Genomic DNA, 25264 nt, shown 5'->3' with positions numbered 1-25264 from the left:
CTGGAGCGTCGATCGATCCGCCCGTACGCAGGAGTGAAATGGCCGTCAATCTGGTCAATGTCGAGGCAGTCACCAAGGTGTACGGCACCCGTGCGCTGCTCGACGGTGTCTCCCTCGGGGTCTCCGAAGGGGACCGGATCGGGGTCGTGGGGCGCAACGGCGACGGGAAGACGACCCTCATCCGGGTGCTGAGCAAGCTGGAGGAGACGGACACCGGGCGGGTCACGCACAGTGGCGGGCTGCGGCTCGGCGTGCTCACGCAGCACGACTCGCTCGATCCCGCCGCCACCGTCCGGCACGAGGTGATCGGCGATCTCGCGGACCACGAGTGGGCGGGTGACGCGAAGATCAGGGACGTGCTCACCGGGCTGTTCGGCGGGCTCGACCTGCCCGGGTTCCCGCAGGGGCTCGACACGGTCATCGCGCCGCTCTCCGGCGGTGAGCGGCGCCGGATCGCGCTCGCCAAGCTGCTCATCGGCGAGCCCGAGCTGATCGTGCTCGACGAGCCCACCAACCATCTCGACGTCGAGGGCATCGCCTGGCTCGCGGAGCATCTGCGCAACCGGCGCTCGGCGCTCGTCTGCGTCACCCACGACCGGTGGTTCCTGGACCAGGTCTGTACGCGGATGTGGGACGTCCAGCGCGGCACGGTGCACGAGTACGAGGGCGGCTACTCCGACTATGTCTTCGCCCGCGCCGAGCGCGAGCGCATCGCGGCGACGGAGGAGGCCAAGCGGCAGAACCTGGTCCGCAAGGAGCTGGCATGGCTGCGCCGCGGCGCCCCCGCCCGTACGTCCAAGCCGCGCTTCCGGGTCGAGGCGGCCAATGAGCTGATCGCGGACGTACCGCCGCCCCGGGACACCTCGGAGCTGATGAAGTTCGCCAACGCCCGGCTCGGCAAGACCGTCTTCGACCTGGAGGACGTGACGGTCCAGGCGGGTCCCAAGGTGCTGCTCGCCCGTCTCACCTGGCAGCTCGGGCCCGGCGACCGGATCGGGCTGGTCGGGGTGAACGGCGCGGGCAAGACCTCGCTGCTGCGCGCGCTCGCCGAGGCCGCCCGCAGCCAGGGCGATGTGCAGCCGGCCGCCGGGAAGATCGTGGTCGGCAGGACCGTCAAGCTGGCGTACCTCTCCCAGGAGGTCACCGAACTCGCGCCCTCGCTGCGGGTGCTGGAGGCGGTCCAGCAGGTACGGGACCGGGTCGACCTGGGCAAGGGCCGGGAGATGACGGCGGGTCAGCTCTGCGAGCAGTTCGGGTTCGGCAAGGAGAAGCAGTGGACCCCGGTCGGGGATCTCTCCGGCGGTGAGCGGCGCAGGCTCCAGCTTCTGCGGCTGCTGATGGACGAGCCGAACGTACTCTTCCTCGACGAGCCCACCAACGACCTCGACATCGAGACCCTCAACCAGTTGGAGGACCTGCTCGACGGCTGGCCCGGGTCGATGGTGGTCATCTCGCACGACCGGTTCTTCATCGAGCGGACCACCGACAAGGTGATGGCGCTGCTCGGCGACGCGACGCTGCGGATGCTGCCGCGCGGGATCGACGAGTATCTGGAACGGCGGCGCAGGCTGGCCGAGTCGGAGTCGCAGCGGCCGGCCGCCGCGGCCCAGAAGCCCGCGGCGAGCGCCACCGCGCCCGCCGCCGAGGAGCGCCCGGCGGCTCCGGTGTCGGCGAAGGACAGCCGCGCGGCGAAGAAGGAACTCCAGCGGATCGAGCGGCAGCTCGACAAGCTCTCCGGCCGTGAGACCACGCTCCATCAGCAGATCGCCGACAATCCCACGGACTTCGAGAAAGTGGCGAAACTGGACGCCGAGTTGCGTGAACTCCGTGAGGAACGTGACGAGTTGGAAATGCGCTGGCTGGAGCTCGCGGAAGACGCGTAGGAAATGCGCGGAATCGGTGTGCGGGAGTGGTGCGGGAGCGCGTAACGGGCGCATTACGGGCCGGTTGTCCCTTGGGAACAGGGCAGGGACCGGCCCGGCCCGTTCGGCTGTCCGAGTGATAGAAAGAAGCCCCGCTCGACCGATGTGACGATGCGGAATCCACGCCCGGAACGCCCCGTCGACGGGGCCGGCCACCAGAATCGCGGGGGAGACCGACACGGGTGGCGGACCGTATGAAAAAGGGGGAAAGCGCTGATGAGCCAGCCACCCGGCCAGCAGCCGCCGCAGGGAGGCTTCGGCGCTCCGGAGGATCCGCAGCAGGGCGCTCCGCAGCAGGGGGTTCCGGCGCAGGGACCGCCCCAGCCGCCTGTACAACCGGGGCAGCCGCCCGTACCGCCGTCGGCGCAGCCGCCCCAGATGCCGCAGACACCGCCGTCCGCGCACACACCGCCGCACACACCGCCGTCCGCGCCGCCTCCCGGACAGCCCCCCGCGCCGCCTTCCGCGCCTCCCGGTCCGCCGCCCGGCCAGTCCGGTTACGGCTATCCGCAGGGCCCGGGCCCGTACAACCCCGGCCCCGGGGCCTACGGCCAGCAGCCCGGTCCGTATCAGCAGCCCGCCGGTCCGTACGGCCGGCAGCCGGGACCGTACGGTCAGCAGCCCGGCCCCTACGGAGGCCAGCCGGGGCCCTACGGTGCTCAGCCGGGGCCCTACGGCGGCTACCCGCCCCAGCAGTTCCCCGGCGCGCCCACCCCGCCGCCCGGCGGTGGCGGCCCGAAGAGCTTTCTCAAGTCGACGCCCGGCATCATCACCGCGGCCGCCGTCGCGCTGGTGCTCATAGCCGGCGGCTCCTGGTTCGCGCTGAGCGGTGGCGACGACGGCGGCAAGCCGGTCGCGGGCGCGAGCGGCGACGCCGGTCCGACCGGTTCGCCCGGCGTCGACCAGGGCGACGGCACCGGCGGGGGCCGCGAGGCGCAGGACGATCTCAACGCCGGGCGCAAGGACGGCGAGTCCAAGGTGCTCTGGCTCCAGACCAACGATGTGGACCTGCCCCGTAACGGCGCGGACGTGTACGGCCCGTGGTTCGTCGGCGACACCGTCGTCAAGGCCATGTACCGCCAGGTCGTGGGGTATTCGGCCGCCGACGGCAAGAAGAAGTGGACGCTTCCGCTGCCCGCCGAGGTGTGCGCGGCGCCCGTCGCCCCCACCACCGACGGCAAGATCGTCATCGGGATCAAGGACGGCACCACCGACAAGGCCCTCTGCAACCAGCTCCAGATGATCGACCTCACCACCGGCAAGGGCGGCTGGAAGAAGGAGGTCGCTGAGTCCGGGGCCTTCGACATCCTCACCGACATCACGCTGGCCATCAGCGGCGACACCGTCACCGCCGCGCGTACCGGCAATTCGAACGCCTACCGGGTGAGCGACGGCAAGGACCTGTTCGGCAAGCTGCCGGGCAACTGTCAGCCGTACGCGTTCGCCGGCGGCGCCAAGCTGATCGCCGCGGAGAGCTGTCCGACGAGCGACTACGAGACCACCCAGAACCAGATCCAGGAGCTGGACCCGGTCACCGGCGCGGCCAAGTGGACGTACCAGCTCGCGAAGAACTGGGAGGTCGACAAGGTCTATTCGATCGACCCCCTGGTCATCTCCGCGACGAATGACGACGAGAAGTCCTGGAGCATCTTCGGCCTCAACGCGAACGGCACTCTTCGCTCGCAGATCGAAGGCGGCAAGGACAAGTTCGCGCCGCGGTGCGGAGGCAGCTTCGTGGTCTTCGGCAGCAATCTGGAGGGCTGTGTCGGAGTCGCCGCGGACGCCAGTACGTTCTACATGTCGACCGAGCCCGACACGAGCGGCACCTCGCGCACCAATGAGGTCGTCGCCTTCAGCCTCTCCACCGGAAAGGCCGTGTGGCGCTCCAAGGCGCCCGCGGAGCGGGTGATGACGCCGCTGCGCACGGAGGGCGGCAAGGTCGTGGTCTATCTGGACCCGACGTACGACAAGGGCGGCGCGGTCGCGACCGTTCCGGCGACGGGCGGCGAGCCCACGGTGGTCCAGCAGCACCCGGGGTCCACGGCCGAGATCGAGAACTCCCTGTACTCGCCGAAGCTGGCCTATGTGGACGGCCGGTGCTACGTGACCAGCGGCCGGGTCAGCGCGAGCAACGACGAAGAGGAAATGAAGAAGTCGACCATGATGGCGTTCGGTGACTGACATGACCCAGCCGCCCCAGCCTCCGCAGCAGCCGCCCCAGCAGCCTCAGCCTCAGCAACCCCAGCCTCAGCAGCCTGCGCAGCAGCCGCCCCAGGGCGCGTTCGGGGCCCCGACGGAGCCGCCGCCCGGCGGTTTCGGCGCTCCGCAGGACCCGCCGCCGGGCGGGTACGGGTACGGCGCGCCGACACCGCCCGCGCAGGGCGGCGTGCCGTACGGATATCCGCAGACGCCCCCGCCGCCGCAGGGCGCGCCCGGCGCTCCGGGCGGTCCCGTCGCTCCGGGCGCTTCGGGTGTGCAGCCCGGGTACGGGTATCCGGCGCAGCCGGGTTACGGCTACCCGGGGCAGCCGGGTCAGCCCGGCCAGCCGCCGTACGGTTATCCGACCCAGCCCATGCCGCCGCAGGGCGCCGGCGCCACCCCGGGCGGCGGCAGCGGCGGCGGCAAGAAGCTGTCGGCCCAGACCCAGATCATCATCGCCGCGGCCGTCGCCGTGGTCCTGATCATCGGCGGCGGCATCTGGTTCTCCTCCGCCGGCGACGACAAGGCCGACGAGTCCAAGAACACCTCCTCCGGCGCCACCGAGGGCGGCACCGGCGGCAAGGACAGCGACAAGGGCATCGGTGGCGGCGGCACGGAGGAAGTGCCGTCCAACACCAGGTCCAGGGCCGCCTTCCAGCTCCCGACCCCCAAGGTCACCGATGTCACCGGGGTCAGCGGCTCCTGGATCACGGACACCGCCTATGTGAAGACGGGCATCAACCAGATCGTCGGCTACGACCTCGACAAGGGCACCCAGCTCTGGTCGGTCCCGCTGCCCGGCCAGGTCTGCGCGGCGAGCCGGCATGTCACCGAGGACGGCAGGACCGCGGTCGCCTTCGAGGCCGCCAAGCGCACCACCGCCGACAAGTACCAGTCCTGCACGGAGATCGGCGCGCTCGACCTGAAGGCCGGGAAGCTCCTGTGGACCAAGTCGGTCACGGGCTCCAACGCGGGTGACGACAAGGTCCGGTTCGACGAGATCACCCTCAGCGGTACGACGGTCGCGGCCGGCGGCACGGACGGCGGCGCGGCCTTCGACCTCGCGACGGGCGCGGTCCGCTGGAAGCCCGAGGTCAGCGCCGAGGGCTGCTACGACATGGGCTACGGCGGCGGCGCCGGCCTGGTCGCGGCCCGCAAGTGCGGTTCGTACGACGACCCGCAGATCTCCATCGAGACCCTGAACCCGCTCACGGGCGCCCCGGTCTCCTCGTTCAAGATGCCGGCCGGCGTCGCCTACGCGAGTGTCGTCTCCACCGATCCGCTGGTCGTGGCCGCCGATGTCGGCGACACCGCGGGCGACGGCAGCGGTATCTCGGACTTCTTCTCGATCGACCGGAAGACCGGCAAGCTGCTCGCGAAGATCCCGGCCGACGCCGACAAGTACGCGGCCCGGTGCGGATCCACCGAGGTCGAGTCCTGCCAGAAGCTCGCGGTGGGCAACGGCCGGCTCTATCTGCCGACCGAGGGCCACGAGGGCGGCGGGGAGTACGGCGACACCAACGAGATCGTCTCCTTCGACCTCGCCACCGGCAAGAACACCTCGGACCGCGCCGACGCGGGCGACCGCTACACGATGTTCCCGCTGCGCATGGACGGCGGCAACATCATCGCGTACAAGGTGCCTCCGTACGACAAGGGCGGCCAGATCATCTCCATCGACGGCGCCTCCTTCAAGGAGACGGTCCTGATGGACAATCCGGCCGACGAGGCGATCAGGGACATGGAGACCAGCTTCTCCGCGGACTACGCCGAGATCCGTTACGGGGGCGGGCGGATGTTCATCTCCGAGACCATGCTGAGCAAGCCGTCGACGTCGACCCTGGACGACAAGTCGTACCTCGCCGTCTCGTTCAGTACGAAGTAGCGCAGTACGGAGTAGCGCGCCGGCGCGATGTGCTGGGCCCCGGCCCGTGGGCGGTACACGCCTCGGGCCGGGGCCCGCTCCGTAGCGCCTCGGGCCGCCGGACAGGGCCCTAGTCCTGAATGGACGGGAATTCGGCAATCCGGGGGGCTTCTCAGGAGTAGGGGGCGCGCGATGTCGAACAAGCGTGTAGCTTGCCGGGGCAGGAGGCCGGGGGGCCAGTTTTCCGTGGTGATGGGGGCTTTCGTTTATGGGCGTTCGGCTCATGGTGGTCGATGACCACCGACTGCTCGCGGAGGCGCTCGCCTCGGCACTGAAGCTGCGCGGGCACCGGGTGCTGGCGGCGGCGGCGCCCACGGCGGGCGTGGCCGAACTGGTGGTGAGCAGGGCGCCGGAGGTGTGCCTGCTGGGCACCGCGGCGCCGGCCGAACCGGGCGCGTTCGACCCGATCGTACGGATCAAGCGGGACCGGCCGCAGGTGGCCGTGGTGGTGCTCGGTCCGGTGCCGAGCCCGCGCGGGATCGCCGCGGCCTTCGCGGCCGGCGCCTCCGGCTATGTGCGCCACGACGAGCGCATAGAGGGCGTGGAGCGGGCCATGATCAAGGCGCGGGCGGGGGAGACGGCGGTGGCGCCGCAGCTCCTCCAGGGCGCCTTCACCGAGCTGCTCAACCCGGCGGCGCAGCCGGACGACGAGGCACAGCGGCTGCTGCGGATGCTGACCCCGCGCGAGATCGAGGTGCTGGTACGGGTCGCGGAGGGCGAGGACACCCGGCTGATCGCGGCCGGGATGGGGATCGCGCCGAGTACGGCCAGGACGCATGTGCAGCGGGTCCTGATGAAGCTGGGGGTCGGCTCCCGGCTGGAGGCGGCGGCGCTGGCGGCCCGTACGGGGCTGCTGGACCGGGCCGTCCCCGGCGACCCGCAGGGCCCGGACGGGCACTGATCACCCGTTGACGCGCGTCCTGAGGCGCCCGCGGTCCGGTCTGCCGGCAGGCCTGTGGTCAGGCCTGCCGTCTGTCCATAGCCCGTCTGTTGCCTTTTGTGGCGTATCTCCTTGTGGCTCGTTGCCGTCAACATCCGTATGACCCGCTCACCCTGCCTGCATTAACCTGCACTTTTGCCGCCGGGTTGCGGCACGTTGACGCGGCTGTTGGTTTGTGATTTGTTGTGTTGGATTCTGTTGGGCGGGGTGTGGTGGAGGGCGAGCGATGAAGAAGACGGTGACCAGGCTCGCCGACGGCCGTGAGCTGATCTACTACGACTCCCGCGACGACGCCGTGCACGACGCCGTCGACCTCAGGCCCCTCGGGCCCGTCGCGACCTCCTCCGAGATCCGTCACGACCCGCTGCTCGGCGACTCGGTCGCCATCGCCTCGCACCGCCAGGCCCGTACGTACCACCCGCCGGCCGACGAGTGCCCGCTCTGCCCCTCCCGGGACGGGCGGCTCAGCGAGATCCCCGATTCCGCCTATGACGTCGCCGTGTTCGAGAACCGTTTCCCCTCCCTCGCGGGGGACTCGGGCCGCTGCGAGGTCGTCTGCTTCACCTCCGACCACAACGCCTCCTTCGCGGACCTCGGTGCGGAGCGCGCCGCTCTGGTGCTGGACGCCTGGACCGACCGCACGGCGGAACTGGCCGGTCTGCCGCAGGTCGAGCAGGTCTTCGCGTTCGAGAACCGGGGCGTGGAGATCGGCGTGACGCTCGGCCATCCGCACGGGCAGATCTACGCGTACCCCTTCGTCACCCCGCGCTCCACCCTGATGCTCCGCTCGGCGGAGGAGCACCGGGCCCGTACCGGCCGCAATCTCTTCGACGACCTCGTCGAACGCGAGCGGACCGGGGGCGGCCGGGTGGTGCTGACCGGCGAGCACTGGCTGGCGTTCGTCCCGTACGCCGCGCACTGGCCGTACGAAGTGCACCTCTACCCCACGCGCCGGGTCCCCGACCTGCGGGAGCTGGACGACGCGGCCCGCGCGGAGTTCCCGCGGGTCTATCTGGAACTCCTGAAGCGCTTCGACCGGATCTTCGGCGAGGGCGAACCGCCGACGCCGTACATCGCCGCCTGGCACCAGGCGCCGTTCCGGGCCGCCGGGCGCCACGACTTCGCACTTCACCTTGAGCTTTTCACTGTTCGCCGCACTTCCGGCAAGCTGAAGTTCCTCGCGGGTTCCGAATCCGGCATGAGTGTGTTCATCAACGACGTGCCGCCGGAGGCCGCGGCCGAGCGATTGCGAGAGGTAGCGAGCGAGTGAACAAGAAGTACCTGGTCACGGGCGGTGCGGGATATGTCGGCAGCGTGGTCGCCGCACATCTGCTGGAGGCCGGGCACGAGGTGACCGTGCTGGACGATCTCTCGACCGGGTTCCGGGAGGGGGTCCCGGCCGGCGCCGCCTTCATCGAGGGCCGGATCCAGGACGCCGCGAAGTGGCTGGACTCCTCGTACGACGCGGTGCTGCACTTCGCCGCCTCCTCGCAGGTCGGCGAGTCCGTCGCCAGGCCCGAGAAGTACTGGGACAACAATGTCGGCGGCTCCATGGCGCTGCTCGCCGCGATGCGCTCCGCCGGGGTGCGCAAGCTGGTCTTCTCCTCCACCGCCGCGACCTACGGCGAGCCGGTCTCCACACCGATCACCGAGTCCGACCCGACGGCCCCGACCAGCCCGTACGGCGCGACCAAGCTCGCCGTCGACCACATGATCAGCGGCGAGTGCACGGCGCACGGCCTCGCGGCGGTCTCGCTCCGCTACTTCAACGTCGCTGGCGCGTACGGCAGTTGCGGCGAGCGGCACGACCCCGAGTCGCATCTGATCCCGCTGGTCCTCCAGGTCGCGCTCGGCCGGCGCGAGTCGATCTCCGTGTACGGCGACGACTATCCGACGCCGGACGGCACCTGCGTACGCGACTACATCCATGTCGCGGACCTCGCCGAGGCGCATCTGCGCGCGCTGGACGCGGCCGTCGAGGGCGAACACCTCATCTGCAACCTCGGCAACGGCAACGGGTTCTCGGTCCGCGAGGTCATCGAGACCGTACGGAAGGTCACCGGGCACCCGGTCCCCGAGGTCATGGCCGCGCGCCGCGGCGGCGATCCGGCCGTCCTGGTCGCGTCCGCCGAGGCGGCGCACCAGCGTCTGGGCTGGACCCCGAGCCGCGCCGATCTGGCGGGCATCGTCGCGGACGCGTGGGCGTTCGCGCGGCGCGGGGACACCCACGGGGACTCCACGGAGTGAGGGACGGCCGGGCGTGAGAGCGCGCCACGAGTGAGGGAGACCGAGTGAAACAGAGCGGTGGCGCCATGGGCGCCGACGGTGCCGTCGGCGTCGCCGACGAATTCCGGCGGCTGTACGGGGCCGGGCCCGAGGGCGTGTGGGCGGCCCCGGGCCGGGTCAACCTGATCGGGGAGTACACCGACTTCAACGACGGTTTCGTGATGCCCCTGGCGCTGCCGCACCGCGCGGTCGCCGCGGTCTCCCGCCGTACGGACCGGATCCTGCGGCTGCACTCGGCCGATGTCGCCGAGGGCGTGGTCCAGCTCGACATCGACGCTCTCGAACCGCGCTCCGACACCGGCTGGGCCGCGTACCCGGCCGGTGTCGTCTGGGCGCTGCGCGCGGCCGGGCATCCGGTGACCGGCGCCGATGTCCATCTCGCCTCGACCGTGCCGACCGGCGCGGGGCTGTCGTCCTCGGCGGCGCTGGAGGTGGTGACGTCGCTGGCCCTGAACGATCTGTACGGGCTGGGCCTGACGGGACCCGAGCTGGCGGTGCTCGCACAGCGCGCCGAGAACGAGTTCGTCGGGGTGCCCTGCGGGATCATGGACCAGATGGCGTCGGCGTGCTGCACCGAGGGACACGCGCTCCACCTGGACACCCGCGATCTCTCCCAGCGCCAGGTGCCGTTCGACCTGGCGGCCCAGGGGCTCCGGCTGCTGGTCGTCGACACCCGGGTCAAGCACGCGCTCGGGGACGGCGCGTACGCGGCCCGGCGCGCCGCGTGCGAGGCGGGCGCGCGGGCGCTCGGAGTGCGCGCCCTGCGCGACATCCCGTACGCGCGACTGCCCGCGGCGCTGGACCGGCTGGCCGGGGCCGGGGAGAGCGAGGAGGTACGCCGCTGTGTCCGCCATGTGGTGAGCGACGACCACCGGGTCGAACGGACCATCGCGCTGCTGGACGCCGGTGACCTCCGCGCGGCCGGCCCGGTGCTGACCGAGGGCCATGCCTCCCTCCGCGACGACCTGCGGGTCTCCTGCCCCGAACTCGATCTGACGGTCAACGCCGCCCTCGCCGCCGGCGCTCTGGGCGCCCGTATGACGGGCGGCGGCTTCGGCGGCTCGGCGATCGTCCTGACGGAGGAGTCGGCGGCGGACCAGATCACGAAGTCGGTCACGGAAGCCTTCGAGTCGTCGTCCTTCACCCCGCCCCGGATCTTCCCGGCCACCCCGTCCACGGGCGCACGACGGCTGGCCTGAGGACTCTTCGGCCGGGCCGGGTCCACTGAGTGCTCCGGTGGTCGGTCCACCGCTCGCCGCCTAGGCCCGGCACTCGCCGCCGGGCACCGAGGGCACAGGTTCATGGCCCGGCGTGCCGATTCGCCTCAAGTTCTGCGAAATTCCTTCCGCCCCGGGCCCACGCCCGTACGCTGATGCACAGCACCGGTGGGGGCCGGTGCTGTTCAGGGGTGGAGTCAAGTCGGGTACGACGCCCGGGGCGGGGTAGTGGTCATCACACGGCGGCGGCCGTGCCATTGACGTACCACCGCACACCGGGCGCCGTGCCCGCGCTTTCCGCTCCCCGCCTTCAGGGGGTGTCCATTGGTACGTATCCGGGTTCTGGTGGTGGACGACCACCGCATCTTCGCCGAGTCGCTCGCCGCCGCTCTCGCGGCCGAGCCCGATGTGGACGTCGCGGCGGCGGGCAGTGGGCCCGCCGCGCTGCGCTGTCTGGACCGGGCGGCGGCCGAGGGGCGCAGATTCGATGTGATGCTCGTCGACGCCGACCTCGGCACGGTCGCGGGAGCGGCCGGAAGCCTGGCGGCGGCCGGCGCCACGGCGAGCGGCGGCACGGCGAGCGGACCGGTTCAGGTGCCGGTCCCGCGCGCGGTGCCGGACGGCGGCGAGGCGGTGCCGGTCGACGGCATCTCGCTGGTCGCCGGGGTCCGTTCCGGTCAGCCGTCCGTCCGTACGGTCGTGCTCGCCGAGCGGGACGATCCGCGCCGTGCGGCGCTCGCGCTCCAGGCGGGCGCGTCCGGCTGGGTCGCGAAGGACTGCTCGCTCCAGCGGCTGCTCGCCGTGATGCGGGGCGTCCTGCGCGACGAGACGCATCTGCCGCCCGCCCTGCTCACGGGCGTGCTGCGGGAGCTGACGGCGGCGCGCAAGCACCGTACGGAGAGCGAGCGGCTGGTCGAGTCGCTGACGCCGCGCGAGCGGGAGGTGCTGCGCTGCATGGTCGCGGGACTGGGGCGCAAGGCCGTCGCCGAGCGGCTCTTCCTGTCCCCGCACACGGTCCGCACGCATATGCAGAACGTGCTGGGAAAGCTGGGCGTGCACTCGACCCTGGCCGCGGTGGCGCTGGCGCGCCGGGCCGGAGTGGGCCCGGTGAGCCTGGCGGCCCAGCCCGCCACCTCGACAGGCTGACCGGGAATCGCCGGACGGGCCGACAACGCAGCACATCGGCCCGTCCGGCGCCCTAGGCCGTGTCTGACACGGCCTAGCTCGGTACGTTGTCGAAGGGCGCCGTCAACTGCCGTAGCAGGCCCGCCAGTTCGTGCCGCTGCGTACGGGACAGCTCGCCCAGGATCGCGCGCTCCTGGGCCAGCAGGCCGGCGAGTGCCTGGTCCGCGCGGTCGCGGCCCTCCGCGGTGAGGCGTACGAGCACCCCGCGCCGGTCGCTGGGGTCCGGCAGCCGCTCGACCAGGCCCTTCTTCGCCAGCCGGTCGATCCGGTTCGTCATCGTGCCCGAGGTGACCAGGGTCTGGGTCAGAAGCTGCCCGGGGGAGAGCTGGTACGGTGCTCCGGCGCGCCGCAGCGAGGTCAGTACGTCGAACTCCCACGGCTCCAACTGGTGCTCGGAGAAAGCGATCCGGCGCGCGCGGTCGAGATGGCGGGCCAGCCTGCTGACACGGCTGAGGACCTCGAGCGGTTCCACGTCGAGGTCGGGGCGCTCCCGGCGCCATGCCGCTACCAGTCGGTCGACCTCGTCCTCCATGACGATCAGTGTAGAGGGTCCCTCGATGTGAAGTCTCTTGACGTCAAGAGATGCGCCGTTGCAGGCTGGGGTACGACCGCCGAGGGCAGGCCGTGAGCCGGTTCCGGCGGGCCGTTCCGCGACCGTGACAGGGGCCCGACCATGCACTCCGCACCGTCCGCACCGATCTGGGACCCGGCCCAGTACCTCCGGCACTCCGGCCTCCGCGGCCGCCCGTTCCTGGACCTGCTGGCCCGTATCCCCGGCCTGCCGGGCGGCGACGGCGGGCCGGGCACCGGGCCGCTCGCGATCGCCGACCTCGGCTGCGGCCCCGGCAATGTCACCGCGCTGATCGCCGAACGCTGGCCCGCCGCCAGTATCACCGGCTTCGACAACTCGCCCGAGATGCTCGACCGGGCCCGCGAGGAGTACGCGGGGCCCACCGCGGGCGGCGGGGCGATGGACTTCCGGGCCGCCGATCTCGCGCACTGGGCGCCCGGCGAACCGTACGGACTGATCGTCTCCAACGCCGCCCTCCAGTGGGTGCCCGGCCACGCCGACTCCTTCGCGGCCTGGATCGACGGTCTCGCGCCCGGCGGCACCTTCGCCTTCCAGGTCCCCGGCAACTTCACCTCGCCCAGCCACACCCTGCTCGCCGGACTGTGCGCGTCCCCGCGCTGGCGCGACCGGCTCGGCGGCGGCCCCGAGCGCCCCGCCGACACCGTCCTGGACCCCGCCGACTACCTCGCGCGCCTGACCGCCCTCGGCTGCGCGGTGGACGTCTGGGAAACGACATACATCCAGCAGCTCACCGGCGACGACCCGGTCTTCGACTGGGTCAAGGGCACGGCTCTGCGCCCGGTCCTCACCGCGCTCGACGGCGACGAGCAGGCGACGGAGGAGTTCACCACGGAATACCGCGCCCTGCTCCGCGAGGCCTACCCACCGGGCCCGCACGGCACGGTCTTCCCGTTCCGCCGCATCTTCGCCGTGGCCCACAAGCCCGCCGACCGGGTCAGAGTCGGTTCAGCGCTTCCAGAGTGATGTCGATGTCGACCGTGAACGGGACACCGGTCTTGAGACGGTCGTGGTGGATCCCCGTCAGCGTGTACGTCTTGGACAGCGGGTCCAGCTCATAGACGCGTACGACCGGAAGTCTGTTGGTCCAGTCCATATAGACCAGCCAGTAGTTCGGGATACCTGCGGCCGCGTACTTCCGTGGCTTGGTGTCACGGTCGCGGGATTCTGAGTCCGGCGAGATCACCTCTACGGCGAGGAGCACATCGGCCGCCAAGAAGCTGGTCTGTTCCAGGCTGAAGGCTGCCGCGGCGCGGACGACCGATATATCCGGCTCGGGAGCGTTGCGGCGGTCGAGGATTACCGTCATCTGGCGTTCGACCTCCATCACCGGGGGGACGGTCCGGCGCAGGCCGGAGGTCAGCAGGTCAACCATCACGCTATGGAAATCCTGCTGAGGGCTGCGGAAGACCAGGCTTCCGTCGATCAGCTCGGTGTGCGGCGGGAGATCCGGCAGCGTGAACAGGTCGTCCACCGTCCAGCCGTCGGCCGGGGGCTGAGGCAGCACGTACGGCGCCTCGGGCCACGCTTCGTGCAGGGGTTCTTCCATGAGGCACATGCTCGACCCGTCAGCCTCGCCGCACGGCGGAATCAGCCGACCTCATCACAATGAGTGACCGCACCCGCAACGGCTGACGCGCCCGCCCCCCCGCTCACGCCCTCCGGTGGCCTATCAGGCGCGGCCTCGGTTCCAGGTTCTCCAGGCCGTGCCAGGCCAGGTTCACCAGATGGGCCGCCACTTCCGACTTCTTCGGGCGGCGGGTGTCCACCCACCACTGGCCGGTCAGGGCCACCATGCCCACCAGTGCCTGCGCGTACAGCGGGGCGAGCTTGGGGTCGAAGCCCCGGGCCTTGAACTCCATGCCGAGGATGTCCTCGACCTGCGTGGCGATATCGCTGATCAGCGACGCGAACGTGCCCGTGGACTGCGCGACCGGGGAGTCGCGCACCAGGATGCGGAAGCCGTCCGTGTACGTCTCGATGTAGTCGAGCAGCGCGAACGCGGCCTGCTCCAGCAGCTCACGCGGATGCCCGGCGGTCAGCGCGCCCGTCACCATGTCCAGCAGCTGCCGCATCTCGCGGTCCACGACCACCGCGTACAGCCCCTCCTTGCCGCCGAAGTGCTCGTACACGACGGGCTTGGAGACCCCGGCCTTCGCCGCGATCTCCTCCACCGACGTCGCCTCGAAACCCTTCTCCGCGAAGACCGTGCGGCCGATGTCCAGCAGTTGCTCGCGGCGTTCCGCACCGGTCATCCGGACCCTGCGGGCGCGCCGGGCGCCGGTCGTCCGGCCCTGCTCGGTGCTGCCCTTGCCGCTGGTACTGCCGTCGGTCGCCACGGTGCCCATCATGCCTTGGCGACTGCGCTCTTGCGCCGCGAGTCCACACGGGAAGCGGAGGGCCAGCGCACGTCGGACGCCCAGCCCAGCAGCTCGAACCAGCGGATGATCCTGGCACTCGAATCGACCTGTCCCCTGAGCACTCCGTGCCGCGCGCTCGTCGGGTCCGCGTGGTGCAGGTTGTGCCACGACTCGCCGCAGGAGAGGACCGCCAGCCACCACACATTGCCCGACCGGTCACGGGACTTGAAGGGCCGCTTGCCGACCGCGTGGCAGATCGAATTGATCGACCACGTCACATGGTGCAGCAGCGCCACCCGCACCAGCGAACCCCAGAAGAACGCGGTGAAGGCGCCCCACCAGGACATCGTCACCAGCCCGCCGACCAGCGGCGGAAGCGCCAGCGAGACGACCGTCCACAGCACGAACTGCCGGGAGATCGTACGGATCGCGGGGTCCTTGATCAGATCCGGCGCGTACTTGTGCTGCGGCGTCTGCTCCTCGTCGAACAGCCAGCCGATGTGCGCCCACCACAGCCCCTTCAGCAGGGCCGGCAGCGTCTCGCCGAACCGCCAGGGCGAGTGCGGATCGCCCTCCGCGTCCGAGAACTTGTGGTGCTTGCGGTGGTCCGCCACCCAGCGCACCAGCGGGCCCTCCACGGCCAGCGAACCGGCCACGGCCAGCGCGATCCGCAGCGGGCGCCGCGCCTTGAACGAACCATGTGTGAAATAGCGGTGGAAGCCGATCGTGACGCCATGGCAGCCGATGTAGTACATGACCACCATCAGCGTCAGATCGAGCCAGCTCACCCCTCCCCACATCCAGGCCAGCGGCACCGCCGCCAGCAGTGCGAGGAAGGGAATGACGATGAAGAGCAGGAGAGCGATCTGCTCGATGGATCCCTTGCTGTCCCCGCCGAGCGTGGCGGAGGGCAGCGGGGCACCGTCGGCGGACTGGGGAGGAAGGGAGGAATCTTCGATCACATCGGGGGGTGTGGTCATTGGGGTCCCCTGGGGTGAGGAATGGGCCTGGGGTGAGGAACTGGCAGTTACTGGGAGAAACTGGAGCGGAAACCTCGATACGGGTGCGTAACCTACGGCATCGTAAGTATGGCAGTGCCGAACGCCGCGACAAGAGGGCTGTGGATAACACCAGGCGAAGGGCACCTATCCTGGTGGACGTCGGACAGCGCGGTCCGCCAGACCGACACCGCCGATCGCCGGACGGTCATCGCCGGGCGGTCTGAGTCTCCAGAAACCTCCAGACGTGCTCAAACACTGCAAGGAGCCGCACCTGTGAGCAGTGCCGACCAGACCCCATCCGCCAGCGCGGAGCTCCGCTCGGACATCCGCCGCCTGGGTGACCTGCTGGGCGAGACCCTCGTACGGCAGGAAGGCCCCGAGCTCCTGGAGCTCGTAGAGCGTGTACGCGCGTTGACGCGCGAGAACGGCGAAGCCGCCGCCGAACTCCTCGGCGACACCGACCTGGAGACCGCGGCCAGGCTGGTGCGCGCCTTCTCCACCTACTTCCATCTCGCCAATGTCACCGAACAGGTGCACCGCGGCCGGGAGATGCGCGAGCGGCGCGCCGCCGAGGGCGGACTCCTGGCCCGTACCGCCGACCGGCTCAAGGACGCCGATCCCGAGCACCTCCGCGAGACCGTCAGGAACCTGAACGTACGGCCCGTCTTCACCGCCCACCCCACCGAGGCGGCCCGCCGCTCCGTCCTCAACAAGCTCCGCCGTGTCGCCGAACTCCTCGAAGCACCCGTCATCGCCTCCGACCGGCGCCGCCACGACCTGCGGCTCGCCGAGGCCATCGACCTGATCTGGCAGACCGACGAACTCCGTGTCGTACGGCCCGAGCCCGTCGACGAGGCCCGTAACGCCATCTACTACCTGGACGAACTCCACGCCGGCGCCGTCGGCGACGTGCTGGAGGACCTCGTCGGCGAACTGGACCGCGTCGGTGTCGAACTGCCGCCCGGCACCCGCCCGCTCACCTTCGGCACCTGGATCGGCGGCGACCGCGACGGCAACCCGAACGTCACCCCCGAGGTCACCCGTGAGGTGCTGATCCTCCAGCACGAGCACGGCATCGGCGACGCCCTCGAACTCGTCGACCAGCTCCGCGGCCAGCTCTCCAACTCCATCCGCTACACCGGCGCCACCGAGGACCTGCTCGGCTCGCTCCGCACCGACCTGGAGCGGCTCCCGGAGATCAGCCCCCGCTACAAGCGGCTCAACGCCGAGGAGCCGTACCGCCTCAAGGCGACCTGCATCCGCCAGAAGCTCGTCAACACCCGCGAGCGCCTCGCCAAGGGCACCCCGCACCAGCCCGGCCGCGACTACCTCGGCACCGCCGAGCTGCTCGACGACCTCACCCTCATCCAGACCTCGCTGCGCGAGCACCGCGGAGGGCTCTTCGCCGACGGCCGCCTCGACCGTACGATCCGTACGCTCGCCGCCTTCGGACTCCAGCTCGCCACCATGGACGTACGGGAACACGCCGACGCCCACCACCACGCCCTCGGGCAGCTCTTCGACCGGCTCGGCGAGGAGTCCTGGCGCTACACCGACATGCCGCGCGACTACCGGCGGAAGCTCCTCGCCAAGGAGCTCCGCTCGCGCCGGCCCCTGGCGCCCACCCCGGCGCCGCTCGACGCCGCCGGACAGAAGACCCTCGGTGTCTTCCACACCGTCAAGGAGGCCTTCGAGCGCTTCGGCCCCGAGGTCATCGAGTCGTACATCATCTCCATGTGCCAGGGCGCCGACGACGTCTTCGCGGCGGCCGTCCTGGCACGCGAGGCCGGTCTGATCGATCTGCACGGCGGCTGGGCGAAGATCGGCATCGTCCCGCTGCTGGAGACCACCGATGAACTGCGCGCCGCCGACGTCATCCTCGACGAGATGCTCGCCGACCCCTCCTACCGCAGGCTCGTCTCGCTCCGCGGCGATGTCCAGGAGGTCATGCTCGGCTACTCGGACTCGTCGAAGTTCGGCGGCATCACCACCTCCCAGTGGGAGATCCACCGGGCCCAGCGCCGCCTGCGCGATGTCGCCCACCGCCATGGCGTACGGCTGCGGCTCTTCCACGGCCGCGGCGGTACGGTCGGCCGCGGCGGCGGCCCCTCGCACGACGCGATCCTCGCCCAGCCCTGGGGCACGCTGGAGGGCGAGATCAAGGTGACCGAGCAGGGCGAGGTCATCTCCGACAAGTATCTGATCCCCTCCCTGGCCAGGGAGAACCTGGAACTGACCGTCGCCGCCACCCTCCAGGCGTCCGCCCTGCACACCGCGCCCCGCCAGTCCGGCGAGGCACTGGCGCGCTGGGACGCGGCGATGGACACCGTCTCGGACGCCGCGCACGCCGCGTACCGCAGACTGGTCGAGGACCCGGACCTGCCCGCGTACTTCTTCGCCTCCACCCCCGTCGACCAGCTCGCCGACCTCCACCTCGGCTCCCGCCCCTCCCGGCGGCCCGACTCGGGTGCCGGCCTGGACGGGCTGCGGGCCATCCCCTGGGTCTTCGGCTGGACCCAGTCACGGCAGATCGTGCCGGGCTGGTACGGCGTGGGCTCCGGGCTGAAGGCACTGCGCGAGGCCGGACCGGCCACGGTGCTCGACGAGATGTACGAGCAGTGGCACTTCTTCCGGAACTTCCTCGGCAATGTCGAGATGACCCTCGCCAAGACCGATCTGCGGATCGCCCGCCACTATGTCGACACGCTGGTGCCGGACGAACTGAAGCACGTCTTCGCGGACATCGAGACCGAGCACGCGCTGACCGTGCGGGAAGTCCTGCGGATCACCGGAGGCGAGCAGCTCCTCGACTCGAACCAGGTCCTCCAGCAGACCTTCGCGATCCGGGACGCCTATCTCGACCCGATCTCCTACCTCCAGGTGTCGCTGCTGGCCCGCCAGCGCGCGGCGGCGGAGCGGCAGGAGACCCCGGACCCGCTGCTCGCGCGGGCGCTGCTGCTGACGGTCAACGGGGTCGCGGCCGGACTGCGCAACACCGGCTGACGGGCTCGTACCGTACGGGCCGTACGCGTCGGGACCGCCGTACCGGGATCACGTATCGCCGTATCGAGACCGCCCCGCTCCGGGCTTCCGGAGCGCGGCGGTTCTCGTACGTGTACGAGTACGGTGCCGCCGGTACGGGGGGTACGGGGCCCAGCCGCTCAGACCGCGAAGAACGCGGCCACCAGCAGCGCCCCGCCCGCCAGCGCCGACCCCCAGGCCGTCCGGGTCAGCCCCATCCCGCCGCCGATCACCAGCGAGGCGAGCAGCAGCGCCCCGCCCAGCGGGACCCACGCGTACAGCAGCCCGGGCGTGCCCGTGCGCACCAGTTCGTCCGTACCGGGCTTCACCACCACCGGGAACTCGCCGCCCTTCTTGACGGCCACCGACTGCCCGATCGTCATCCCGGTCCGCGGGCCCTGCGGCCCGTCGGGGTCGTAGCGCCCGGTGCAGCTCTCGTCCGCACAGGCCGTGACCGTCAGCGTGCCGTGCTCACGGCCCTTGGCGAGCACCACATGCTGGGCCGAGCCCCAGGACGACCAGACGCCCGCGACAAGGAGCAGCAGGGCGACACAGGCCATCCCCGCCTGGCGGCCGAACGACAGCACGCGGTCGGAGTTGCTCCGCTTCCGCTTCATAGGGCGCATAGGCCCGGATCCTTGGCCATGGGAACGCGCTCGGTCAACTCGTGGCCGGGGAACGTCCGGGAATGCGGGACTTGTCGGGAGTCGGATGACCGCCGGCCGGTACTGAGGCCGTGATCAGGAGTTGTACGTGCCCTGGGCGCGCTCCAGCCCCTCCAGCACCAGCGCCTCCACCGCGTCCGCCGCCCGGTCCACGAAGTAGTCCAGCTCCTTGCGCTCCGCCGCCGAGAAGTCCTTCAGCACGAAGTCCGCGACCTGCATCCGGCCCGGCGGCCGGCCGATCCCGAACCGCACCCGGTGATAGCCCGGACCCATGGCCTTCGTCATGGACTTCAGCCCGTTGTGGCCGTTGTCGCCGCCGCCGAGCTTCAGCCGGAGCGTGCCGTAGTCGATGTCCAGCTCGTCATGGACCGCGACGATCCGCTCGGTGGGCACCTTGTAGAAGTCCCGCAGCGCGTTGACCGGGCCACCGGAGAGATTCATGTACGAGGCGGGCTTGGCCAGCACCACCCGGCGGCCGGCCGGACCCGGCGGGCCGATCCGGCCCTCGATCACCGTGGCCTGGGCCTTCTGCGCCCGCCGGAACGAGCCGCGGATCCGGGCCGCCAGCAGATCGGCCACCATGAACCCGACGTTGTGCCGGTTGGCCGCGTACTCCGGCCCCGGATTCCCCAGGCCCACGATCAGCCACGGGGCATTGGCATCGGTCGCATCGGCACCAGTCGTCATCGCGGCTGCGTCTCCTCGTACACGTACACGGATCCGGGGCGTATGAGTACGGGGTGGCCGGGCTTGTGGCCCGCCACCCCGTGGGGAACAGCGTACGGATCAGGCCTGCGCGCCCTCGCCGGCGCCCTCGCCCTCGGCACCCTCGGCCGCCGGCTCCTCCGCCTGCGCGGCCAGCACCTGGAGCACCACCGTGTCCTCGTCGACGGCCAGCGTCGTGCCCGACGGCAGCGGGATGTCCTTCGCCAGCACCGAAGCACCCGCGTCCAGGCCCGCGATGGAGACCGTCACGGAGTCCGGGATGTGCGTGGCCTCGGCCTCGACGGGCAGCGTGCTGAGGACGTGCTCCAGCAGGTTCGCGCCCGGCGCCAGGTCACCCTCGGTGTGCACGGCCACCTCGACGGTGACCTTCTCGCCGCGCTTCACCGCGAGCAGGTCGACATGCTCGATGAAGCCCTTGAGCGGGTTGCGCTGCACGGCCTTCGGGATCACCAGCTCCTTGCGGCCCTCGATGTCCAGACCGATCAGGGCGTTCGCCGTCTTCAGCGCCATCATCAGGTCGTGGCCCGGCAGGGTCACATGGACGGTGTCCGCGCCGTGGCCGTAGATGACCGCGGGGACCTTGTTGGCGCGACGCGTACGGCGGGCGGCGCCCTTGCCGAACTCGGTACGGATCTCGGCGCTGATCTTCACTTCAGCCATGGCTGCACTCCTCGTAGGGGATGAACACAAGGTGGCCGGAAATCGACCGTCACCCGGCCATAACAGGCCTGCTACGAAGAGCGCGCCGATAACGGACCGCCGCACCGGAACAGTGCGGCCTCCCTCGCCGAGCAACTCCGTGAGTCTACCCGGCGGGGAGGCCGCCCCAGAAATCGATCTACCGGCCCGGAAGCCGCCGACCCCGAAGCCATCCGTCCGGAAGCCGCTGGCCCGGGAGCACCGGCCTCGAAGGCCGTGTCGCTCCGGAGGTGTCCGGAGGTGTTACGCCTGCTCCTCGAAGAGGCTGGTCACCGAACCGTCCTCGAAGACCTCACGGACCGCCCGCGCGATCGTCGGCGCGATCGACAGAACCGTGATCTTGTCCAGATCCAGATTGCCCGGATCCGGCAGCGAATTCGTGAACACGAACTCGCTCACCATCGAGTTCTTCAGCCGGTCGGCGGCCGGACCCGACAGCACACCGTGCGTCGCCGTCACGATCACGTCCTCGGCGCCATGGGCGAACAGCGCCTCCGCGGCCGCGCAGATCGTGCCGCCGGTGTCGATCATGTCGTCCACCAGCACACACACCCGGCCGGTCACGTTGCCGACCACCTCGTGGACCGTCACCTGGTTCGCGACATCCTTGTCACGCCGCTTGTGGACGATCGCCAGCGGCGCCCCCAGCCGGTCGCACCAGCGGTCCGCGACCCGTACGCGGCCCGCGTCCGGCGACACCACCGTCAGCTTCGAGCGGTCCACCTTCGCCGCCACGTAGTCCGCCAGCACGGGCAGCGCGAAAAGGTGGTCGACCGGACCGTCGAAGAAGCCCTGGATCTGGTCCGTGTGCAGATCCACCGTCAGAATCCGGTCGGCACCCGCCGTCTTCATCAGATCCGCCACCAGCCTGGCTGAGATCGGCTCCCGGCCCCGGTGCTTCTTGTCCTGGCGGGCATATCCGTAGAACGGGACGATCACCGTGATGCTCCGCGCCGAAGCCCTCTTCAGCGCGTCGATCATGATGAGCTGCTCCATGATCCATTTATTGATCGGGGCCGTGTGGCTCTGGATCAGAAAGCAGTCCGCGCCACGAGCCGACTCCTGATAGCGGACATAGATCTCACCGTTGGCGAAATCGAATGCCTTGGTGGGGACGATCCCCACCCCCAGTTGATGGGCTACCTCCTCGGCCAGTTCGGGGTGGGCGCGGCCGGAAAAGAGCATCAGCTTCTTCTCGCCGGTCGTCTTGATCCCGGTCACAGCACTGTCTCCTCAGACGTGTTGATGGCCGCTGCACCCGCGCGAAACCATGCGAGCCAGCCGAATCGTGCAGATATCACGGTACGCCGAGAACGGCGCCGCTGTTTCCGGTCAGCTTTCGCTCTCAGCGTCACCCGACGCCGTACGAGCCGCCTCGGCAGCCTCGGCCGCCGCGCTCCCGGGCCACTTCCTGGCCACCCAGCCCTCGATATTCCGCTGCTGGCCCCGGGCGACGGCCAGCGAACCGGCCGGAACGTCCTTGGTGATCACCGACCCCGCGGCGGTGTACACACCGTCCTCGACCGTGACAGGCGCCACAAACATATTGTCCGCACCCGTCCGGCAGTGAGACCCGATCGTCGTGTGGTGCTTCCGCATCCCGTCGTAGTTCACGAAGACACTCGCGGCACCGATGTTCGTGAAGTCGCCGATCGTCGCGTCCCCCACATACGAGAGATGCGGCACCTTCGTGCCCTCGCCGATCGTCGCGTTCTTCATCTCCACATAGGTGCCGGCCTTTGACCGCACCCCGAGCCGGGTGCCCGGCCGCAGATACGCGTACGGACCGACCAGCGCGTCCTCGCCCACCACCGCGCCGTCCGCGACCGTGTTGTCCACCCGCGCGCCCGCGCCCACCTGTGTGTCCCGCAGCCGCGAGTTCGGCCCCACCTCGGCGCCCTCGCCGAGATGCGTGGACCCCAGAAGCTGCGTACCCGGATGCACCACCGCGTCCTGCTCGTACGTCACCGTCACATCCACGAACACCGACGCCGGGTCGACCACCGTCACCCCCGCCAGCATCGCCCGCTCCAGCAGCCGCGCGTTCAGCAGCCGGCGCGCCTCGGCGAGCTGCACCCGGTTGTTGATCCCCACGATCTCCCGGTGATCGGCCGCGACCGCCGCCCCCACCCGGTGCCCGGCCTCGCGCAGGATCCCCAGCACGTCGGTCAGATACTCCTCGCCCTGGCTGTTGTCCGTGCGGACCTTCCCCAGCGCGTCCGCCAGCAGCTTCCCGTCGAACGCGAACACCCCCGAGTTGATCTCCCGGATCGCGCGCTGCGTCTCGGTGGCGTCCTTGTGCTCCACGATCGCCGTGACCGAGCCGCTCACCCCGTCCCGGACGATCCGCCCGTACCCGGTCGCGTCCGGCACCTCGGCGGTCAGCACCGTCACGGCATTGCCGTCGGCGGCATGGGCCGCCGCGAGCGCGTTGAGTGTGGCGCCGGTGAGCAGCGGGGTGTCGCCGCAGACCACGACCACGGTCCCGTCGAGCACCCCCCCGAGCTCCTGGAGCCCGATCCGTACCGCGTGCCCGGTGCCGTGCTGCTCGGCCTGATAAGCGGTGCGGACACCCTCGTACGCGGCGGAGAGATGTCCCTCGACCTGCTCCCGGGCATGCCCGACAACGACAACAAGCTGCTCGGGCCCCAGCTCGCGGGCCGCGGACACGACATGTCCGACGAGCGACCGCCCGCAGACCTCATGCAGGACCTTGGGAGTCCTCGACTTCATGCGGGTCCCTTCACCCGCTGCGAGAACGACGACGGCTGCCAGCGGGGTCTCCCCTGTTCGAGCGGAGCCGAGAACTCGGGGATGGTTGGCGCTCACGGGAATGCCCTTCGGCTTCGAGTGGTGGACAACCGCAGGATACCGGGGGGTTTCAGCACAGAAACGAGGACGGGTCCCGACCGGTGGGGTCGGGACCCGGAACTCATGAAACAGGGGCGCGGCTCCCCCGTCAGGACTCGAACCCGAACAGATGGCACCAAAAGCCACAGTGCTGCCAATTACACCACGGGGGATCAAATTGGACATTTGACTACGGTGTCCAATCGGCACCCAACACTATGCCGTACCAGGTGCCCTCGACGCGATGCAGTGATTCACGAGTTCGGGGGGTCGGGGGAGGTTTACGGGGTGTTGCGGGGCGTTCTGTGCGTCGGAGGTCACCGGAAAATGGGGTGCGGGCGACCGTAGGGTGGGAGGCATGACCACATCGGGGGCGCAGCAGCAGGCCGCGGGAGTGACTTCCCGCGGCTTGTGGTGGTGGGGGCGGTGGCGGAGTGTCGTGCTGGACGTGGGGCTCGCTGTCGTATCGGCGCTGGAGTGCGCGCTGGAGGGGGTCCGGTTCGCGGACACGGCCGTGCTGCCGGTGCCCGTGGGGGTGGTCTTCGGGCTGCTCGCCGGGGCGGTGCTGCTGGTGCGGCGGCGGTGGCCGTTCGCCGTGGTGCTCGTCTCGATCGCCATCACGCCCGCGGAGATGGGCTATCTGATGGGGCTGGTCGGGCTGTACACGCTCGCCGCCTCGGAGGCGCCGCGCCGGATCATCGGCGCGCTGGCCGGGATGTCGCTGGTGGGGACGCTGATCGTCACCTTCGTACGGACCCGGCAGAACGTCGTCGACACGAACTTCGACTCGGCGCGCTGGTACGTGCCCGTGGTCGCGGTGCTGATGTCGGTGGGGCTGACCGCGCCGCCGGTGCTGTTCGGGCTGTACGTCGGCGCGAGACGGCGGCTGATGGAGAGCCTGCGCGAGCGTGCCGACAGCCTGGAGCAGGAGCTGTCGCTGCTGGCCGACCGCGCTGAGCAGCGCGCGGAGTGGGCACGTACGGAGGAGCGGACCCGGATCGCCCGCGAGATGCATGACGTGGTGGCGCACCGGGTGAGTCTGATGGTGGTGCACGCGGCGGCGTTGCAGGCGGTGGCGCTGAAGGACCCCCAGAAGGCGGTGAAGAACGCCGCGCTGGTGGGGGACATGGGGCGGCAGGCGCTCACGGAGCTGCGGGAGATGCTCGGGGTGCTGCGGGCGGGCGAGCAGGCGGCGGCGCGCAAGGCGGTGGCGGGGGACCGCGCTGACGGCGCGGCCGGTGCGAACGGTCCGGCGCAGGCGTTCTCGCCGGCGGTTCCGCTGGCGGCGGTGGCGCGCGCGGCTGCCGCGGCGGCAGCGGCGGCGGCCGAGGACGGTCCCGGTATGGGGGACATAGAGGCGCTGGTCGGGCAGTCCCGGGAGACCGGCATGGTGGTGGAGCTGTCGGTGCACGGGGAGTCGCGCCCGTACGCGCCGGAGGTGGAGCAGACGGCGTACCGCGTGGTGCAGGAGGCGCTGACCAATGTGCTGAAGCACGCGGCGGGCGCGAAGGTGATGGTCCGGCTGGCGCACCGGGAGTCGGAGATCGCGATGCAGGTGGAGAACGGGCCTTCGGACGGCGGCGCGCAGGACGCGGGGCTGCCGAGCGGGGGCAACGGTCTGGTGGGGATGCGGGAGCGGGTGACGGCGCTGGGCGGGGTGTTCGTGTCGGGGGAGACGGA

General features: G+C 70.7%; 20 protein-coding genes and 1 tRNA gene. 11 read left to right on the top strand and 10 right to left on the bottom strand.

The features are described 5' to 3' along the window. Positions 1 to 38 precede the first annotated feature (38 nt). The 8 genes from WH07_RS19155 to WH07_RS19120 all read left to right on the top strand — a co-directional run bounded on the left by WH07_RS19155 (position 39) and on the right by WH07_RS19120 (position 11634). Positions 39 to 1883: an ABC-F family ATP-binding cassette domain-containing protein gene (locus WH07_RS19155; RefSeq protein ID WP_046501351.1), complete on the top strand. Its 1845-nt coding sequence runs from the start codon at positions 39 to 41 to the stop codon at positions 1881 to 1883. A gap of 255 nt (positions 1884 to 2138) precedes the next feature. Beyond that, positions 2139 to 4103, top strand: coding sequence for an outer membrane protein assembly factor BamB family protein (locus WH07_RS19150; protein ID WP_046501350.1), 1965 nt, complete (start codon positions 2139 to 2141; stop codon positions 4101 to 4103). Position 4104: 1 nt separating this feature from the next. Further along, a complete protein-coding gene (locus WH07_RS19145) occupies positions 4105 to 6006 on the top strand; it encodes an outer membrane protein assembly factor BamB family protein (RefSeq protein ID WP_079023355.1) in 1902 nt (633 codons plus the stop codon). 247 nt (positions 6007 to 6253) lie between these two features. Beyond that, positions 6254 to 6946 carry a helix-turn-helix transcriptional regulator gene (locus WH07_RS19140; protein ID WP_046501349.1) on the top strand — a complete coding sequence of 231 codons (693 nt, stop codon included), beginning with the start codon at positions 6254 to 6256 and terminating at the stop codon, positions 6944 to 6946. A 265-nt stretch (positions 6947 to 7211) separates the two neighbouring features. Further along, positions 7212 to 8255, top strand: coding sequence for a galactose-1-phosphate uridylyltransferase (gene galT / locus WH07_RS19135; RefSeq protein ID WP_046501347.1), 1044 nt, complete (start codon positions 7212 to 7214; stop codon positions 8253 to 8255). Next, entirely contained in the window at positions 8252 to 9232 is a 981-nt protein-coding gene (gene galE, locus WH07_RS19130) for a UDP-glucose 4-epimerase GalE (RefSeq protein ID WP_046501346.1), read from the top strand. The genes galT and galE overlap by 4 nt, the downstream gene beginning before the upstream one ends. A 65-nt stretch (positions 9233 to 9297) precedes the next feature. Then, positions 9298 to 10470, top strand: a complete 1173-nt coding sequence (gene galK / locus WH07_RS19125) for a galactokinase (protein ID WP_046501345.1) — start codon at positions 9298 to 9300, stop codon at positions 10468 to 10470. A gap of 342 nt (positions 10471 to 10812) precedes the next feature. Then, on the top strand, positions 10813 to 11634 hold the full coding sequence (locus WH07_RS19120; RefSeq protein ID WP_046501344.1) for a response regulator transcription factor: 822 nt from the start codon (positions 10813 to 10815) through the stop codon (positions 11632 to 11634). 73 nt (positions 11635 to 11707) lie between these two features. Here the strand turns inward: WH07_RS19120 and WH07_RS19115 are convergent, their stop codons facing one another. Then, positions 11708 to 12205 (bottom strand): MarR family winged helix-turn-helix transcriptional regulator, encoded by a 498-nt coding sequence (locus WH07_RS19115; RefSeq protein ID WP_046501342.1) that lies wholly within the window; start codon positions 12203 to 12205, stop codon positions 11708 to 11710. A gap of 141 nt (positions 12206 to 12346) precedes the next feature. Between WH07_RS19115 and WH07_RS19110 the strand changes: the two genes are divergently transcribed. Then, complete coding sequence (locus WH07_RS19110) at positions 12347 to 13228, top strand: trans-aconitate 2-methyltransferase (RefSeq protein ID WP_046501341.1); 882 nt, start codon at positions 12347 to 12349, stop codon at positions 13226 to 13228. Here the strand turns inward: WH07_RS19110 and WH07_RS19105 are convergent. The 3 genes from WH07_RS19105 to WH07_RS19095 form a co-directional block, all read right to left on the bottom strand. Beyond that, a complete protein-coding gene (locus tag WH07_RS19105) occupies positions 13200 to 13811 on the bottom strand; it encodes a Uma2 family endonuclease (RefSeq protein WP_046501339.1) in 612 nt (203 codons plus the stop codon). The genes WH07_RS19110 and WH07_RS19105 overlap by 29 nt on opposite strands. A 103-nt stretch (positions 13812 to 13914) precedes the next feature. Continuing rightward, positions 13915 to 14613 carry a TetR family transcriptional regulator gene (locus WH07_RS19100; protein WP_408645872.1) on the bottom strand — a complete coding sequence of 233 codons (699 nt, stop codon included), beginning with the start codon at positions 14611 to 14613 and terminating at the stop codon, positions 13915 to 13917. Next, the gene (locus tag WH07_RS19095) at positions 14610 to 15602 is read right to left on the bottom strand and encodes an acyl-CoA desaturase (RefSeq protein ID WP_046501337.1); all 993 of its coding nucleotides are present in this window, start codon (positions 15600 to 15602) and stop codon (positions 14610 to 14612) included. The genes WH07_RS19100 and WH07_RS19095 overlap by 4 nt, the downstream gene beginning before the upstream one ends. A gap of 294 nt (positions 15603 to 15896) precedes the next feature. On the opposite strand from WH07_RS19095, the gene ppc reads away from it, so the two are divergent. Next, positions 15897 to 18626, top strand: a complete 2730-nt coding sequence (ppc, locus tag WH07_RS19090) for a phosphoenolpyruvate carboxylase (RefSeq protein ID WP_046501335.1) — start codon at positions 15897 to 15899, stop codon at positions 18624 to 18626. A 158-nt stretch (positions 18627 to 18784) separates the two neighbouring features. Here the strand turns inward: ppc and WH07_RS19085 are convergent, their stop codons facing one another. The 6 genes from WH07_RS19085 to WH07_RS19060 all read right to left on the bottom strand — a co-directional run bounded on the left by WH07_RS19085 (position 18785) and on the right by WH07_RS19060 (position 23757). Beyond that, positions 18785 to 19270, bottom strand: coding sequence for a hypothetical protein (locus WH07_RS19085; RefSeq protein WP_408645871.1), 486 nt, complete (start codon positions 19268 to 19270; stop codon positions 18785 to 18787). 114 nt (positions 19271 to 19384) lie between these two features. Continuing rightward, entirely contained in the window at positions 19385 to 19996 is a 612-nt protein-coding gene (pth, locus tag WH07_RS19080) for an aminoacyl-tRNA hydrolase (RefSeq protein ID WP_046501333.1), read from the bottom strand. 99 nt (positions 19997 to 20095) lie between these two features. Further along, positions 20096 to 20695: a 50S ribosomal protein L25/general stress protein Ctc gene (locus tag WH07_RS19075; RefSeq protein ID WP_046501332.1), complete on the bottom strand. Its 600-nt coding sequence runs from the start codon at positions 20693 to 20695 to the stop codon at positions 20096 to 20098. Between the two features lie 282 nt (positions 20696 to 20977). Next, positions 20978 to 21955 (bottom strand): ribose-phosphate diphosphokinase, encoded by a 978-nt coding sequence (locus WH07_RS19070; protein WP_046501331.1) that lies wholly within the window; start codon positions 21953 to 21955, stop codon positions 20978 to 20980. Positions 21956 to 22066: 111 nt separating this feature from the next. Further along, positions 22067 to 23509, bottom strand: a complete 1443-nt coding sequence (gene glmU / locus WH07_RS19065) for a bifunctional UDP-N-acetylglucosamine diphosphorylase/glucosamine-1-phosphate N-acetyltransferase GlmU (RefSeq protein ID WP_332836363.1) — start codon at positions 23507 to 23509, stop codon at positions 22067 to 22069. A gap of 176 nt (positions 23510 to 23685) precedes the next feature. Then, positions 23686 to 23757 (bottom strand) — tRNA-Gln (locus WH07_RS19060). Between the two features lie 185 nt (positions 23758 to 23942). On the opposite strand from WH07_RS19060, the gene WH07_RS19055 reads away from it, so the two are divergent. Next, on the top strand, positions 23943 to 25264 hold a 1322-nt coding region (locus WH07_RS19055), incomplete at its 3' end, for a sensor histidine kinase (protein WP_046501358.1).

It is taken from the genome of Streptomyces odonnellii (assembly GCF_000981895.1).
Classification (GTDB): Bacteria; Actinomycetota; Actinomycetes; order Streptomycetales; family Streptomycetaceae; genus Streptomyces; species Streptomyces odonnellii.
The sequence above is the reverse complement of the archived record's forward strand: the minus strand, read 5'-3'. Positions and strand labels throughout refer to the sequence as shown.

Bases quoted from the DNA above. Each gene is read 5' to 3' on its own strand.
- galK (WP_046501345.1), top strand. From the start codon at position 9,298: ATGGGCGCCGACGGTGCCGTCGGCGTCGCCGACGAATTCCGGCGGCTG.
- WH07_RS19100 (WP_408645872.1), bottom strand. From the start codon at position 14,613: ATGATGGGCACCGTGGCGACCGACGGCAGTACCAGCGGCAAGGGCAGC.
- galT (WP_046501347.1), top strand. From the start codon at position 7,212: ATGAAGAAGACGGTGACCAGGCTCGCCGACGGCCGTGAGCTGATCTAC.
- WH07_RS19140 (WP_046501349.1), top strand. From the start codon at position 6,254: ATGGGCGTTCGGCTCATGGTGGTCGATGACCACCGACTGCTCGCGGAG.
- WH07_RS19110 (WP_046501341.1), top strand. From the start codon at position 12,347: ATGCACTCCGCACCGTCCGCACCGATCTGGGACCCGGCCCAGTACCTC.
- WH07_RS19085 (WP_408645871.1), bottom strand. From the start codon at position 19,270: ATGCGCCCTATGAAGCGGAAGCGGAGCAACTCCGACCGCGTGCTGTCG.
- WH07_RS19075 (WP_046501332.1), bottom strand. From the start codon at position 20,695: ATGGCTGAAGTGAAGATCAGCGCCGAGATCCGTACCGAGTTCGGCAAG.
- WH07_RS19150 (WP_046501350.1), top strand. From the start codon at position 2,139: ATGAGCCAGCCACCCGGCCAGCAGCCGCCGCAGGGAGGCTTCGGCGCT.
- WH07_RS19145 (WP_079023355.1), top strand. From the start codon at position 4,105: ATGACCCAGCCGCCCCAGCCTCCGCAGCAGCCGCCCCAGCAGCCTCAG.
- WH07_RS19115 (WP_046501342.1), bottom strand. From the start codon at position 12,205: ATGGAGGACGAGGTCGACCGACTGGTAGCGGCATGGCGCCGGGAGCGC.
- pth (WP_046501333.1), bottom strand. From the start codon at position 19,996: ATGACGACTGGTGCCGATGCGACCGATGCCAATGCCCCGTGGCTGATC.
- WH07_RS19105 (WP_046501339.1), bottom strand. From the start codon at position 13,811: ATGGAAGAACCCCTGCACGAAGCGTGGCCCGAGGCGCCGTACGTGCTG.
- WH07_RS19155 (WP_046501351.1), top strand. From the start codon at position 39: ATGGCCGTCAATCTGGTCAATGTCGAGGCAGTCACCAAGGTGTACGGC.
- WH07_RS19095 (WP_046501337.1), bottom strand. From the start codon at position 15,602: ATGACCACACCCCCCGATGTGATCGAAGATTCCTCCCTTCCTCCCCAG.